Source organism: Acinetobacter sp. P1332, from assembly GCF_044057475.1.
In the GTDB taxonomy this organism is placed as follows: Bacteria; Pseudomonadota; Gammaproteobacteria; order Pseudomonadales; family Moraxellaceae; genus Acinetobacter; species Acinetobacter johnsonii.
In genome coordinates this window covers 1-15,973 of the sequence record NZ_CP171157.1, presented here as the reverse complement: position 1 = coordinate 15,973, position 15,973 = coordinate 1, and the positions used below count along the sequence as shown (strand labels likewise).

Sequence of the window (15,973 nt, the reverse complement as noted above, 5' to 3'; positions counted from 1 at the left end):
CTAAATATTGTTGTTTCACTTTCTACTTTTAGATTAGGCTGATAAAAAATTTAGATCTTAGCCACCATGAAAACTTTACAATTTGGACTCATCGCCCTCATTACAACCTTCGGTTCTGCATGTACCACAATAAGCCCCTCAGTAGAAACAGCAAAAAATCACCAGCAACAAAGCGCGCAGCAGCAGATCCAACAGGCCTTCGATCAACTCCAAACCACTGGGGTGATTGTCATTAAGGATAAGCATGGCTTACGCAGCTACGGCAATGACTTGAGCCGTGCTCAGACAGCCTATGTACCCGCCTCTACCTTTAAAATGCTGAATGCCTTAATCGGACTAGAACATGGTAAAGCAACCAGCACTGAGGTGTTTAAATGGGATGGTCAAAAGCGTAGTTTCCCTGCCTGGGAAAAAGACATGACTTTAGGGCAAGCCATGCAAGCATCTGCTGTTCCCGTTTATCAGGAGCTTGCACGGCGCATTGGTCTAGACCTGATGCAAAAAGAAGTACAGCGCATTGGATATGGCAATCAACAGATTGGCACCGTTGTCGATAATTTTTGGTTAGTCGGTCCACTGCAAATTACGCCTGTGCAAGAAGTCCTTTTTGTAGAGAAGCTGGCCAATACGCAACTCGCTTTTAAGCCAGATGTGCAACATACCGTACAAGACATGCTGCTGATTGAACAAAAACCGAATTATAAACTCTACGCCAAATCTGGTTGGGGCATGGACCTAGAACCGCAAGTGGGCTGGTGGACAGGCTGGGTCGAAACAGCAACAGGTGAAAAAGTGTATTTTGCTTTGAATATGCATATGAAAACAGGAATTTCAGCCAGCGTGCGTGAGCAACTGGTCAAACAAAGTCTGACAGCACTGGGAATAATTTAAGCCCATAGAGAAGACGTATTTTTTATGTTGCAAAGGTATTTTTTACGCTAAAGTAGCTAAAAATAAAGATATATGAATGAAATATGCATCAAAGTCTTTTGTTTGCTTTGCTGGGCTTTTTAGGTTTGATTCTGTATCAAAATATGCAACAGCCTCAGCTGCGTCTCAATCCCCTGCTGGATCGACTCACCCATCCTTTCGATCAGCGTATTCGCTATCGCATTGCGGAAGTCGATCCGCGTTTTGGTCTTAATGAACATGAGTTAAAGCAGATTAGCCAGCAAGCCACGGATATTTGGAAACAGGGTTTGGGCCAAGATTACTTTGTATATGACCCCAATGCTCGGCTCAGTATTCGACTCATTTATGACCAACGTCAAGATGAGTCGGTACAACGCCGCGATCAACTGTCTAAACTGACACAAAATGAACAAGGGCTGAGTCAAAAAAATACTGAACTCAAAGCCATGCAACAAAATCTGGCACGTCACTCAGGGGCCCTAGATGTGCAAAAACAGAGTCTACAGGAACTTAGCCAAAACTATAATGCCATGATCCGTCAGTATAACCAGCACGGCGGAGTCCCTGCTTCGCAGCAAGCGGCCGTACAACAGAGTTTGGTACAGCTGCGTCAACAGCAACACGTTTTAGACCAACAAATTGCCAGCTTTAACCTGCAAGTAAATGCCTACAATCAAAAGGTGGATGAACTGAATCGTTTAGATCAAGGCCATAATCTGGCCATCGACCAGTTCAACCAACGCTTTCAACCTCGATTATTCGATAAAGGACTGTTCAATGGGCGTGAAATTCATATTTATGAGTTTGAGTCCAAAGAAGACTTACGTCTGACTTTAGCGCATGAATTTGGCCATGCCCTCGGCATGAAACATCATAATGATCCGAAAGCCCTGATGTACCCAATGCTAGAAGAGCAAGATATGCAGCATTTTAGTTTACAAAGTGCCGATATTGCATTGTTTAATGCCCGTTGAAATGATGAATTGCTAAAAAAATCCCCTAATTTTAATATGTGTATGAAATACAATCACAGCACATCTTGACTCGGGTTCGTGTTATTGTAAATAATTGAATATCCACTAGAAGCTTTGGAGACGAATGTGAGTTACTACCATATCTTAATCGAAGTAAATGACCACATCAGTACGATTGAAGAAACTCGTGATATCGAAATCTTTGATATTGTTGAGATTCAACCTTATCTCCATTCTATTCTATTGCCCTATTTCAATGAGCAACTGTTAGAACTTGAAGATGAAAATTTAGAGTTTAAGGATGTTTTACATCTGGAAGTGAAACAGACGCTTTTACCAATCAATGACTTGATTGAAGAAGAACAGAAACTGTTACCGAGTGACACTGATGTCACCATTACTGCCTATGAAGTTTTTAATAACCGTGACTTAAGCCAAGATGTCACCACGATTATTTTTGACTTACTCGATGCGATTAAACTCGATTGAAAGCGAATGATTGCACATAAAAAAAGCCCTCATCATGAGGGCTTTTTTAATCAGATCAGGTTTAGATCGAGAAAGATGAACCACAACCACAGGTCGTTGTTGCATTTGGGTTTTGCACGATGAAACGTGAACCTTCTAAACCTTCAATATAATCCACCACTGAACCGACCAAATATTGATAACTCAATGAGTCAACCAACATTTTCACATCACCATTGATAAATTCTGCGTCGTCTTCATTTTGGTTTTCAGCAAAGTTAAAACCATAAGAAAAACCTGAACAACCGCCGCCCGTGACATATACACGAAGCATTAAATCTTGATTACCTTCACTGTCACGTAATTGACGTACTTTATTTGCGGCATTGTCGCTTAGTTCAAGTGCTTGGGCATTCATCTTAGATTCCTCAGTTCGGTTCAGCTGTCTTTCAAATCAAAAAGACCATATTTCAAGTATAGCATACTCAATATATGGTCCCTATTTGAATATTTAAAGTCAAATCAGACTAATTTTCTCAAGATTGTTTGTAATTTTCATCCTGTAGTCCACATTCAAAGTTTTTCGCCGCTTGCTTACAACGGAATTGCCATAACAGTTTCATCATTCGCTTATCGTAAATACCGCGGTTGGTGAGATCAATTCGTGCTTCCCGCATCATCTTTTGATAACCGGGTTGATCTGCAGCAGGCACCTGCATCCAATATTTTTGCGGAATTTCAGCTTTCATTTTACCTAAGATACCGAATGCACGCGGCAGCTGGCCTTTGACCCATTCTCGTGATTTTTGTCCATAACCTGCAGGAAATTTATCTGGACGAATAATGATATTGCCTGTGACCTGTAAAATCGGATAATTTACAATCGCCCCTTTCGTCCCCAAGCCTTTATGTAACTCTAAGGGCTTAAAAACCGCTGCAGGTGCACCAATAATATCGACTTGACCGTTATTGAACTTTGCACCAAAGTTCGTGACATCAGCACTCACAGCTTGTGCACCAATTTGTTGAACCATGACTTTTTGCGCTTGGTCATAGTCTAAAACCGCAATTTTCTTGCCTGCGGCTTTCGCCACGGTATTAATGCTACGGTCATTCACCAATAAAAAGGCATCCCCCACAGGAATCACACCTGCGACCTCGTACTTACCATTGACCATATGTTTAGCAAAAGTTGGGCTGGCCAAGCCTTGCATCACTTTAACCGCTAAATTGAGATCGGGAATCGCACCAATTGCGTCGAGTGAGCCTGTAAACGAATTAAATTGACGCCCGCGCATGCCTGTAACACTAATGGCATCGCATTTTCCTGCTTTAAAATCCTCAGCAATCACCGCTTCGTTTTGTCCGACCCGCAGTTCAATATCCGCACCCCAGTTTTTAGCCGCCAACTGATAATCTTTCATCAGGCTATACACATCACCATTTTTACCGACCAAGTCGAATACACAAACCACTTGTTTGGCTTGCGCCATCGCTGTTGCAGAAATGACTAATGTCCCGACACTGAGGCTTTTCATCCACTGTTTCATACATCTTCCTTTTGACTTATTGTTGTTTATTGTGATGAGCCATTCACTTGTGCTCTTTGTTATTTTTTAATGCCCCGAATGACACTTCATTCGGTTCAAAACCACTCATTTCCTACGCGCTATACAAATTGGCCGCTTCAAGGCCATTTAAATCGGTCGATTAAAAGCAAAAAAGAAAGCTCAATTTAAACTGAGCTTTCTTTGATTACACTCGGCAAATTACTCACCGCCCAGTGAGCATTCAAAGTTGGCTTTATCCACCGAGCAACGGGCTTTTTTCAAGACCGACATCATTGCTGGATCATAGATGCCTCGTTTGGTCATATCCATCCGGCCATCGCGCAGCATTTTTTGATATTTGGTTTTGTCTTCTGCTGTAAGATTCATTTTGTATTTTGCAGGAATGCCTGCTTCTAAACGACCAATCATCGCGATGCTTTTCGGTAGGTTTTTCACAAACCAATCTCGCGATTTTTGTCCAAAGCCTGCTGGAAATTGATCTGGGCGAATCACAAAGTCAGCTGTCACTTGTAGTACAGGAAAGTTAAACATAGCGCCGTTCGTGCCTAAACCTTTATAAATTTCTAAAGGTTTATAAGCATAAGCCGGTGCGCCGACCATATCAACTTGACCATTATTAAACTTCGCCACAAAGTTAGACACATCGGAAATCACCGCTTGCGCACCGACGCGTTGTACCATGATTTTTTGGGCATCGTCATAGCCCAAGACTGCAAACTTTTTACCTGCCGCTTTTTCAATGGAATTAATACTTTTATCTCGTACAAAAATAAAAGCTGAACCTAAAGGTGCAATCCCTGCCACTTCATATTTTTTACCGCTAAGATTGGTCACCATTTTGGCCGCATTACGCTGATCCAATGCAAAAGTAATCGCACGTTGTGCAATGGCATTGCTTGGAGCACCACCCAATGCATCAATAGAACCGACAAATTTATTGTACTGGCGCGCACGCATAGCGGTCATAAACACGCCATCACACTTGCCTGCTTTAAAGTCATTGTCGGCAACTGCTTCATCTTGACGAGGGATCAAATTAATTTCAGCCCCCCAGCCTTTTGCCGCCAAAGCCCATTCTTGCGCCATTTGATACGACTCACCGGATTTGCCAAGCAAGTCAAATACACAGATGTCCACTTTAGCCGCTTGTGCTGTTGACGCCATACCAAAAGCAGAAAAAGCAGCGAGTGCGAGGGTTAATTTTTTCATTCTTGTGTCCTTGTTCGTTTTGTTGTTTGACAGGTGTCCATACACATGCAAAATATTAAGCAAGTTAAAATTAAAAAAATAGAGCATTTACTCAAAAATCACTGTCAATTGGGCAAATTTTTTTCTTTTCTCTCATTTTTATTTTCACAGGATTAGTAAAAGTATTTGAAATTCATCCTATTAAAATAAAAAGCCTGCATCATCCGTTTTACATGAATGATGCTTAATATTACAAAGAAATACAGATTTTCGCCTTATTCACCGCCTAATGAACATTCAAAATTGGTGCGTTCAACCGTACAACGGGCTTTTTTCAACACGCGCATCATGCCTGAGTCATAGACTCCTTGTTTGGTTAAATCAATGCGCCCTTCGCGTAGCATACGCTGATATTTTTCTTTATCTTCTTTACTCAGTTGCATTTTGATTTTGCTTTGAATGGCCGCTTCTAGTCGATGCACCATGGCAAAGGATTGCGGGATTTTTTGTAAAAACCATTGTCGCGATTGCACGCCAAATTGAGCAGGAAAACGCTCGGGTCTGACAATTAAATCTGCAGTGACATTGACTACGGGAAAGTTAAGCATAGCCCCTTTAGAGCCTAGACCTTTTTTCAATTTCTAAGGGTTTATAGGCATATGCAGGTGCAGCAACCACATCGACTTCGCCTGTATTAAACTTTTTTATAAAATTGGAAATATCCGACATCACAGGTACAGCGCCCACTCGCTCTACCATCACCCGTTGGGCCCGGTCCTAATGCAGGATGGCAAATTTTTTACCTTGTGCTTTCTCAATAGTATTCAAATTTCGGTCTTTGACAAAAATATAAGCTGAACCAATTAAGCCAATGCCTGCAACTTCATAGTTTTCACCTTGTAATGTGGTGGTCATGCGCTTGGTATTACGAGGATCGAGTACATATTCCACGGCCTTTTGTGCAATTTTATTGCTTGGCACTCCGCCTAAGGCATCAATCGAACCAGCGAACTTGTTATACGTACGCACGCGCATCGAGGTCATATACACCGCATCGCATTTATCATTTTGAAAGGCTTTATCGGCCAAGTCTTCGTCCTGAAACGAAATCAACTGTACCTGTGCGCCCCATTTTTTACTGACCAAAGCCCATTCTTCTAAAAATTTATTAAACTCCCCTGCTTTACCCAGTACGTCGAAGACACACACCTGCCGCTTCGCTTGCACCATACTTTAGAAAGCGCACAGTGCTAGCGTCGATAAAATAAAAAATACTTTTATTTTCAATATTATACATTCATTTTTTTGTTTTACTGGGAAAATATATCTGTGTGCTATTCCTCAATACAGGTCAAATGGCTTCATCCTCCCCTTAAAAGCAGCTATTCAAGATTTCAGTTCAGATAAATTTTGAATGTTTAGTCTTTTGCTGACGCATCCATTAGAATAGACTCACCTTTTTCTGATATTTGATAGTTCCATGATTCAGCTTGATCAAGTTTCATTGCGCCGTGGTGGACGAGTGTTATTTCAAAAAGCCTCCATGCAAATCCATCCGGGTTGGAAAGTTGGTCTTACCGGTGTCAACGGTGCTGGAAAATCAACCCTGTTTGCTGCGCTCTTAGGCTCGATAGGTCCTGATGATGGCACCCTAAGCCGCCCTGCCGTATGGACAGTGGCGCACATGGCGCAGGAAGTAAAAGCCTTAGATATGGCTGCAATTGATTTCGTCCTGACTGGTGATGAAGAATATTGGAACATTCAGCAACAGCTTAACCATCCTGAACAGTTAACTGACACTGAACTGGCTGATTTACATGGCCGATTCGATGAGATTAACGGTTATTCCGCGCCCGCTAAAGCCGCTCAGCTTATGGCGGGTCTGGGTTTTATGGAACATCAAAACCAACTCTTGGTTTCGAGTTTCTCTGGTGGATGGCGGATGCGTTTAAACTTAGCGCGTACCCTGATGAGCCGTTCGGATCTATTATTACTGGATGAACCGACCAACCACTTAGATCTCGATGCTATTTTATGGTTAGAAGATTGGTTAAATGCCTATACGGGCACCCTGATTTTAATTTCGCATGACCGCGATTTCTTAGATGCCATTACCAACCGTATTTTACATATCGAAAATCAAGAACTCACCCTCTATAGCGGCAACTATTCCACCTTTGAAACCACTCGTGCTGAACGTTTGGCACAACAACAACAAGCCTATGAAAAGCAGCTCGAAACACGAGCACATATTCAAAAATATATTGACCGTTTTAAAGCCCAAGCTACTAAAGCACGTCAGGCACAAAGCCGAATTAAACAACTGGAACGGATGCAGCTGCTTGCCCCCGCGCATGTCGATACCCCATTTACCTTTAGCTTCCGTGAACCCACCAAAATGAGTTCACCACTGCTCACTCTAGAACAGGCTGATATTGGTTATGGTGATAAACTGATTGCCACCAATATCAACATACAAATCACCCCGACGAGCCGAATTGGCTTATTGGGGATGAATGGTGCAGGTAAATCAACTTTAATCAAATCCTTGGTCGGTGATTTACCTTTATTGGCAGGACAACGCAAAGCCTCAGAACTGCTGAATATTGGCTATTTTGCACAGCATCAAATGGATTCACTGGATGAGTCGGCCAGCCCAATGCTGCAATTGGCACGCATTGCGGATAAAAAAATCAGTGAAGCGACCTTACGTGCCTTTTTAGGCAGCTTCGGCTTTAGTGGCGAGCGAATGGATACCCCTTGCGAGAGCTTTTCAGGTGGTGAACGTGCACGTTTGGCATTGGCTTTAATCGTGTGGTTACGTCCCAATGTCTTGATTCTAGACGAACCGACCAACCATTTAGACTTAGATATGCGCCATGCCCTGACCATGGCTTTACAAGACTATGAAGGTGCTGTGGTCTTGGTTTCGCATGAACGCCAACTGATTGCCAGCGTGTGTGATGACCTCATTTTAGTCCATGCTGGAAAATCCACCGAATTTGAAGGCGATCTTCACGATTATGCCAACTGGTTACGCCAAGCACGCCTAGAAATGATTAAACAAGGTGGAATCGTAGCGCCGATCGTGTCTAAAGTCAGCACTCAAAAAACTATGGTTTCAAAGGTTGATAAAGAAGCGCAGCGTAAATTAGCTGCACAGCGCCGTGAACAAACGCGTCCGATTCGTAAAAATATCGAAAAATGTGAAAGCTTACTGGCAAAACACCAGCCACGTTTACTCGACATTGAAAGTTTACTCGGTGATGCTGGCCTATATGACACTGCACGCAAAGATGAACTCATGAAACTGATGAATGAGCAAACCGAACTTAAAAACCAAGTCAGTGAAGCTGAAGAACAAATGCTAGAGCTAATGATGGAACTTGAAGAGCTCGAAAGCTCATTCGAAAACGAATAATCTTTCCTCATACACCCTGCCCGCTCTGTTTATGCATGGCGGGCATTTTTATGTCTTAACCATTTTGATTGATTTACTTTGCTGCAACACCAATCGATCTCGAAAAACGTGCCTTTTCGGTCTATGCATATAACTCAATAGGAAATGCACCCAAATAGTCTGAGCATTTTAAGAAATCATAAGTGATTGAAATTAAAATTATTTCTTAATAAATAAAGCGATAAATTGATTGATTTTTATTGTTTAGATATTCTTAAAAAGCAAAAAATTTGATTGTTTAATTTAGCTTAATTAATTGAATATTCAATTATATACAGTCCTATTTCCATGCATTTCACAGCTTAAAGCCAAATACAACCTTCACAACAGACAGCGAATATCCATCATGTTCAGACATGCACCTTTCAACACAATAAGTTTTGAATTTAAAAAGAGGGAATAAATTTAAAAGATCCGATTTAAATTTAAAAAATAACGTATGGTTTTAAATTTAAAAACCATACTTAAAGCAACTGTGGATAAAATTATACGTATTTTAGCAACTGATATAAAGTGCTATTTTTATTTATCCACAGGCTAATGTTGTTTATTTATTCAGTTGTTTTAGGCAAATCCATACTCTTTTTTGCGCTCTTTTTCCTTAATTTAATACGGCTCTTTGCGCCTTTAAAAACCGTAATTCTTGTATTTTCCATCCCTGATCGAAGACCCATGTTTCTTGGATTTGTTGGCGATTTTCAACCAAACCGATCAAGACCTGACAGCGTGTTTGGTCACGGTTAAACTCAAATTCTTCAAATTCGACATCGGGTTTTTGAGGTTTCCAAACCCCATTTTTCACAGCATGTGCGATCTTTTCATAGCGCGTATAGTTACTCTCCACACGATCAGCTTGCTCATAGACCACCTTAAAATGCTCATCTTCATATTGAGCTAAAACTTCATAATTGCCCGTAAAAAATGCATTCACCCAAATGTCACGTACTTGTTCTAGTTGATTATCCATCATAATGACCTCACATTTTGCACTGTGCAAAAGACTTGATACTCACATCATGACATCGCTATAAGTCAGTTTAATAACAGTGTGCATTGCTTATATTTTATTCAAAATCATAAGAAATGCTGTAAAAAAAAGCACCCCGTAGGGTGCTTTTTTGGCTTATTTTGTAAAGCGCTTAGGCATCAATATCCGCATTCAATGCATTTTCTTCAATGAATGCACGACGTGGTTCCACATCGTCACCCATCAAACAAGAGAACATACGATCGGCTTCAATCGCATCCTGAATGGTAACTTGCAACATGTTGCGGTTTTCAGGATCCATAGTCGTTTCCCAAAGCTGGTCCGCATTCATCTCACCCAAGCCTTTATAGCGTTGAATCATCATGCCACGACGGGAATCAGATAAAATATGCTGCCATACCTGATGGAAGTTAGTAACTGCAATCTTGCGATCACCTTTTTGTAGGTATGCGCCATCTTCCAACAACGTGAACCAACTCTTGGAGTTTTTCAACAAACGGGCATATTCACCAGAACCCAATAAGCCTGCATCTAATAAGTAGCTGTGCGGCAGATTGTGTACATAGATGGTGATACGAGGTAAGTAAGTCTCGATCTTTTGACCCTCTGCCAGTTCTTTTTCAAACGTTTCTAAGCTTAACTCAGGACGCAAGCTCGGTTGAATCTCTGCCACAGCACTGCGCACTTGTTCAGCCCACTGCTCAACATAAGCTCGGTCATGGTTTTGATCAAGCTTAAAGCCTTCAACCGAAATCAACGCATCTAAGACACTGGCAGGATAACGTACAGTTAAACGCTGTAGGCTCTTCTGAGATGTTTGATAGTCTGCAATCACATTCGCTAAAGCTTCACCACGGATTGCTGGTGCAGCGTCACTGATATGCAATTCAAGCTCATCAATCGCGTTTGAAATTAAATAGGTTTCAAGCGCATCATTATCTTTAAGATACTGCTCTTGCTTGCCTTTTTTCAGCTTATACAGTGGTGGCTGAGCGATATAGATATAACCACGTTCCACCAGTTCAGGCATTTGACGGAAGAAGAAGGTCAACAATAGGGTACGAATGTGCGAACCATCCACGTCAGCATCGGTCATGATGATGATTTTGTGATAACGTAATTTGTCCGGATTGTACTCTTCACGACCAATACCACAACCCAATGCCGTGATCAGGGTGCCGACTTCTTGAGATGAAATCATCTTGTCAAAACGCGCACGTTCCACGTTTAGGATTTTACCTTTCAACGGTAAAATCGCTTGCATCTTACGGTTACGGCCTTGTTTAGCTGAACCGCCCGCAGAATCACCCTCGACCAGATACAATTCAGACAATGCTGGATCTTTTTCTTGGCAATCAGCCAGCTTACCTGGTAAGCCTGCAATATCTAACGCACTTTTACGACGCGTCATTTCACGCGCTTTACGTGCCGCATCGCGGGCACGTGCCGCATCAATGATTTTGCCTGCAATTGATTTTGCAGCTTGCGGGTTTTCAAGCAAATATTCAGAGAATGATTTATTCATTGCCTGTTCAACCGCAGGTTTCACCTCACTTGAAACCAACTTTTCTTTGGTTTGTGAAGAGAATTTTGGATCAGGCACTTTCACTGAAACAATCGCGGTTAAACCTTCACGGGCATCATCACCAGAAACGGCTACTTTCTCTTTTTTGAGTAAGTTTTCGTTTTCCATGTAGCTGTTTAGACCACGCGTTAATGCCGCACGGAAACCCGCTAAATGCGTTCCACCATCTTTTTGTGGAATGTTGTTGGTAAAGCAACGTACATTTTCTTGATAGGTATCATTCCACTGCAACGCCACTTCAACACCAATGCCATTTTCAGCCTGTACGGTGAAATGGAAAATGTCGTTCAGATGGGTTTTGCCTTGGTTAATATATTTCACAAACTCAGACAGACCGCCTTCGTAGTCAAACACATGTTCTGCATGAATACGCTCGTCACGCAAAACAATGCGCACGCCCGCGTTTAAGAAAGACAATTCACGTAAACGACGCGCCAAAATATCAACATTGAAAATGGTTTGGCTAAAAGTTTCAGCACTTGGCCAAAAACGGACAGTTGTTCCTGTCGTATCCGTATCTCCCACAACAGTCAGTGGGTAAACAGGATCACCGTGTTTATATTCTTGTTGATGAATATGACCTGCACGATGAATGGTCAATTCCAACTTACGTGACAAGGCATTCACAACTGATACGCCTACACCATGTAGACCACCTGAAACCTTGTAGCTATTGTCATCAAACTTACCACCCGCGTGCAGAATGGTCAAAATCACTTCTGCGGCAGAAACCCCTTCTTCAGGGTGAATATCGGTCGGAATACCGCGCCCATTGTCCGATACACTTACAGATTCATCTTCGTGAATCGTCACCAAAATTTCATCACAGTGACCTGCAAGCGCCTCATCGATCGCATTATCCACCACCTCAAACACCATATGGTGTAAGCCTGAACCATCATCCGTATCACCAATATACATACCCGGACGTTTACGTACTGCGTCCAATCCACGTAATACTTTGATACTAGAGGAATCATAAGCTTTTTCTGTGGTTTGTTCCGTTTGAGAAGCAGCTTGTTGATCTTCTGAACTCATGGTTTCTCCCTAGCGAAAAATAGGTCTATCCCGTGATGGGTAAAATCTAAAATCATTGTGCGACAACTTGAACTTGACCGTTTTCAACACAGAATAATTGATAAGAAATAGATAAATCATGTAAGTGATTTTTGACTGATTCATACTCTAAAGTGGTAATAAAAACTTGACTACCCAGTTGGCTCAATCGCTCAATTAAACGTTGTTGTGCTGTTAAATCTAATTCTGCTGTCAGATCATCTAATAATACCACAGTTTCCTTATTACAAGCATGTAGCATTGCAATCTGTGACAGTTTTAAGGCTATGATTAACAGCTTTTTTTGTCCTCGTGACAGCACTACATCGGCATCGCCAAGGCTTGTTTTTAAACGTAAATCTGCCTTGTGTGGACCATACTCGGTATAGCGCCGTTCAAGGTCTTTTTGATGGTGACTTTGCAGGTCATTCAGTAACCCTAACTCGGTATGAAAGCCAGGGCTATATTCTAACTGAACCTCGATATCTGGTAGCAGGTGTTTTAAATCTTGCTCAAAAAAGGCCTTCCACTGCTCTACAATGCTGACGCGCTGCGAATGCAACATTTCCCCATAATCACTGAGCATTTTGTTCCACGGCTCCAAATCTGCCAGACTTAGATTCCGTCGTGTTTTAAGTAAACTATTACGCTGTTTTAATGCCCGTGAATAATATTGCCATGCATGATAAAACTCAGGTTCCACGTGGAACATCAGCCAATCTAATAGTTGCCGTCTAGGCTTGGCACCATGATCAATAATATCGGTACTTTGCGGATCAATCAGTTGCAAAGGAAGAATTTTAGCCAATTGACCTTGAGTGGCAATGTTGTCGCCATTGACCTTGATGAGCTGTTCACCAGACAACAGCTTTTGCATCCCTATTTTTTCAGAACTGGATTGGGCAAAGACAATCGCGTCTTGGGTGTCGGTTTGAATATAGTGTTTCGGAATATGGGTCCGAAAGGAACGCCCAGTCGCCAACAGATGAATGGCTTCTAAAATTGAGGTTTTACCTGAACCATTTTGTCCATAAAAAACATTAAACGGTTGCAATCCATGGAGAGCAACCGTTCTGAGATTTCGAACACGTTCGATATTTAAACGCGTGATTTGCATGCCTGAACCTAGGACTTAAACACGCATTGGCATGACCACATAGGTCTGATCTTGGTGGGCGGGGTCTTGTACCAGAACCGATTGATTGGCTTCAGTCATCGTCATTGACACATCATCGCCATCCAATGCGCCTAGGACTTCCAAGATGTATTGGGCATTAAACGACATTTCCATTGGCGCATTATTATATTGAATCGCCAAATCTTCTACAGCTTCATCTTGCTCTGGGTTATTGGCACGTAGCTGCAAAGTATCTGCGGCAAAATTTAAGAACACACCACGTAGTTTTTCATTACTTAAAATCGAAACACGTTGTAAAGATTGCTTAAAAACATCATGTGCAATTAACACATTTTTATCCCCACCACGTGGAATCACACGGCGATAATCAGGGAATTTACCGTCAATCAGTTTAGTGGTGAAACGAACCGTTGTATCCCCTTGTTCTTTGTCACGGCTGGCAATAGAAATGGTCACATTCAATAGTTCACGACCAATCAACAACGCCAATTGTTCATCTTCAATGCTCAATAAACGCTGTAATTCGCCCACTGCTTTACGTGGAACAATCGCTTGAATCAGCTGAGTTGCATTTGAGCTAGCAACAGTTTCACATAACGCTAAACGGTGGCCGTCTGTTGTCACTGCACGCAGTTGATTATTATCAATTTCAAGTAAGGTTCCCGTGAGATAAAAACGCACATCCTGCACCGCCATAGCAAATGCAGTTTTTTCAAATAAATGCTTTAATTCACGCTGTGTCACCGCAACTTGCGTGCCTTGCGTGTTCTCTGTGGTCAATAACGGGTAATCTTCAGCGGGTAAAGTCCCCAACACAAAACGGCTATTACCAGACTTTAAGATACAACGTTGATCTTCAGTAATTTGTAGGTCTATCAGTGCTGCAGTCGGTAAAGATTTGCAAATATCCATCAACTTACGTGCAGGAACCGTGGTTTCACCCGCTTGTAAACAAGCCCCTTCTGCAAGAGGGGTACTTGCAACCAATTCGACTTCTAAGTCTGAACCTGTAATCGTCAACGACGCTTGGCTCACTTGCACTTTAACATTTGAAAGAATGTTTAAAGTATGGCGACGTTCAACCGCTCCTACGACATGTGATAGAACATTAAGTAAGCTTTCTTTCGCGATTTTTAAACGCACGATACATTCCTCGAAAAACTGAAGATAAAATAATAAATAAATGTGTTTTTAGCAGTGTACTATGCGGCAGAACATGCCGCATTGCAAGAATAGAATTTGAGCAATTTTGCTTAACTTTGCAGCAAGCGTTGCAAGTTTTTATAGTCCTCATTGAAGATCGGATCTTCATCGCGCAGACTTAAAACTTTTTCACAAGCATGCATGACGGTACTGTGATCTCGACCGCCAAAGGCCATACCAATTTCAGGGAAACTGTCGCCAGTTAACTCACGTGCCAAGCCCATTGCCAATTGGCGTGGGCGAGCATAAATACGGGTCCGTTTGGGCCCAACCAACTCTTTGAGTGGGATTCTAAAGTACTCACTCACCACACGTTGAATATTTTCAGTACTGATGGTCCGTGCACGAATGGCCAAGACGTCTTTTAATGACTCACGCACAACATCCAAATCAATCGCTGTGCCCTTAAAGCGCGAAATAGCCACCACTTTATTTAGCGCACCTTCCAATTCACGTACGTTTGCAACCACTTGTTGCGCAATAAATAACGCACAGTTTCTCGGTAATTCCACATCATTGCTTTCTGCTTTTTTCAGCAAAATTTCAATACGGGTTTCAATATCAGGTGGCTCAACCCCAACCGACAAGCCCCATGAAAAACGTGAAACCAAACGTGGATCTAATTCCGTTAATTCTTTTGGATAGCGATCTGAAGTCAGAATAATTTGCTTAGATTCATCCAAAAGTGCGTTAAAAGTATAGAAAAACTCTACTAAACTCGCCTCTTTACCCGCCAACAAATGAATATCATCGACCAACAATAGATCTAAAGATCGGCAATTTTTTTTAAATTCTTCCACTTTGCCTTGTTGTAAAGAACTAACAAAATCTTGAACAAAGCTTTCTGCCGTCATATACATGACACGTGCATTCGGTTTGGCTTGCAACAAGGCATTGCCCACTGCTTGCATTAAGTGTGTTTTACCTAAACCAGTCGGGCCATATAAAAATAAGGGATTGTGCTGAGAAGCACCTAACTGGGTTAAAACCTTACGACACGTTTCAGCAGCCATTTGGTTTGAACGACCTTCCACAAAAAGTGAGAAGGAAAATAAAGGATTTAACTGGCGTTTACGGCTGTTTTTAGAATTCCCTTCTTCTTTTTCTTTTTTCGGACGCACAACAGGTGCTGGAGCAGACTCTAAAGCTGCAGTCGTCGTTGCAGGTTGCTCACTCGCAGATAAAATTGCACCCGGGCGTGAATCGACTAAAATTTCAACTTTACGTACACGCCCTTCAGAGAGCTGCTCCACTAAAATTGTAATCAATTCTAGGTGATGTTCTTGAATGTAACGTGTCCAATAGGGATTCGGAGCATAAAGACGTAGTGTGTCATTTAACTCTTCTGCAACTAAAGGGCGTATCCACATTGTAAAGACATTCCCAGATAGCTCTTGTCGCAAGCGAGTTAAGCAGTCCGTCCAAAGCAT

Annotated in this window: 12 protein-coding genes and 1 pseudogene; 4 read left to right on the top strand and 9 right to left on the bottom strand. The window is 42.0% G+C overall.

Translation table 11 applies throughout. The features are described 5' to 3' along the window. The first annotated feature begins 66 nt into the window (after positions 1-66). The 3 genes from ACFN7Z_RS00065 (at position 67) to ACFN7Z_RS00055 (ending at position 2,375) form a co-directional block, all read left to right on the top strand. On the top strand, positions 67-891 hold the full coding sequence (locus ACFN7Z_RS00065) for an OXA-211 family carbapenem-hydrolyzing class D beta-lactamase OXA-651 (protein WP_058870660.1): 825 nt from the start codon (positions 67-69) through the stop codon (positions 889-891). A gap of 83 nt (positions 892-974) precedes the next feature. After that, positions 975-1,886, top strand: coding sequence for a matrixin family metalloprotease (locus ACFN7Z_RS00060; RefSeq protein ID WP_395442318.1), 912 nt, complete (start codon positions 975-977; stop codon positions 1,884-1,886). 114 nt (positions 1,887-2,000) lie between these two features. Continuing rightward, positions 2,001-2,375, top strand: a complete 375-nt coding sequence (locus ACFN7Z_RS00055; protein ID WP_005401765.1) for a hypothetical protein — start codon at positions 2,001-2,003, stop codon at positions 2,373-2,375. Positions 2,376-2,436: 61 nt separating this feature from the next. Here the strand turns inward: ACFN7Z_RS00055 and erpA are convergent, their stop codons facing one another. The 4 genes and pseudogenes from erpA to ACFN7Z_RS00035 all read right to left on the bottom strand — a co-directional run bounded on the left by erpA (position 2,437) and on the right by ACFN7Z_RS00035 (position 6,343). Next, the gene (erpA, locus tag ACFN7Z_RS00050; protein ID WP_004697409.1) at positions 2,437-2,772 is read right to left on the bottom strand and encodes an iron-sulfur cluster insertion protein ErpA; all 336 of its coding nucleotides are present in this window, start codon (positions 2,770-2,772) and stop codon (positions 2,437-2,439) included. A 118-nt stretch (positions 2,773-2,890) separates the two neighbouring features. Continuing rightward, on the bottom strand, positions 2,891-3,892 hold the full coding sequence (locus tag ACFN7Z_RS00045) for a putative solute-binding protein (protein ID WP_373430799.1): 1,002 nt from the start codon (positions 3,890-3,892) through the stop codon (positions 2,891-2,893). A gap of 231 nt (positions 3,893-4,123) precedes the next feature. Next, positions 4,124-5,134 carry a putative solute-binding protein gene (locus ACFN7Z_RS00040; protein ID WP_058870657.1) on the bottom strand — a complete coding sequence of 337 codons (1,011 nt, stop codon included), beginning with the start codon at positions 5,132-5,134 and terminating at the stop codon, positions 4,124-4,126. A 254-nt stretch (positions 5,135-5,388) separates the two neighbouring features. Further along, positions 5,389-6,343, bottom strand: a pseudogene (locus ACFN7Z_RS00035) (putative solute-binding protein). A 250-nt stretch (positions 6,344-6,593) separates the two neighbouring features. Here ACFN7Z_RS00035 and ACFN7Z_RS00030 point away from each other — a divergent pair. After that, a complete protein-coding gene (locus ACFN7Z_RS00030) occupies positions 6,594-8,534 on the top strand; it encodes an ATP-binding cassette domain-containing protein (protein WP_279699881.1) in 1,941 nt (646 codons plus the stop codon). A gap of 640 nt (positions 8,535-9,174) precedes the next feature. Here the strand turns inward: ACFN7Z_RS00030 and ACFN7Z_RS00025 are convergent. The 5 genes from ACFN7Z_RS00025 to dnaA form a co-directional block, all read right to left on the bottom strand. Then, on the bottom strand, positions 9,175-9,543 hold the full coding sequence (locus tag ACFN7Z_RS00025; protein ID WP_005401770.1) for a hypothetical protein: 369 nt from the start codon (positions 9,541-9,543) through the stop codon (positions 9,175-9,177). Between the two features lie 169 nt (positions 9,544-9,712). Further along, positions 9,713-12,184, bottom strand: coding sequence for a DNA topoisomerase (ATP-hydrolyzing) subunit B (gene gyrB / locus ACFN7Z_RS00020; RefSeq protein WP_178905112.1), 2,472 nt, complete (start codon positions 12,182-12,184; stop codon positions 9,713-9,715). Between the two features lie 52 nt (positions 12,185-12,236). Next, positions 12,237-13,319 (bottom strand): DNA replication/repair protein RecF, encoded by a 1,083-nt coding sequence (gene recF, locus ACFN7Z_RS00015; RefSeq protein ID WP_279699878.1) that lies wholly within the window; start codon positions 13,317-13,319, stop codon positions 12,237-12,239. Positions 13,320-13,334: 15 nt separating this feature from the next. Then, positions 13,335-14,483, bottom strand: coding sequence for a DNA polymerase III subunit beta (gene dnaN / locus ACFN7Z_RS00010; RefSeq protein ID WP_395442313.1), 1,149 nt, complete (start codon positions 14,481-14,483; stop codon positions 13,335-13,337). A 110-nt stretch (positions 14,484-14,593) separates the two neighbouring features. Further along, positions 14,594-15,973 (bottom strand): chromosomal replication initiator protein DnaA, encoded by a 1,380-nt coding sequence (gene dnaA / locus ACFN7Z_RS00005; protein ID WP_004697428.1) that lies wholly within the window; start codon positions 15,971-15,973, stop codon positions 14,594-14,596.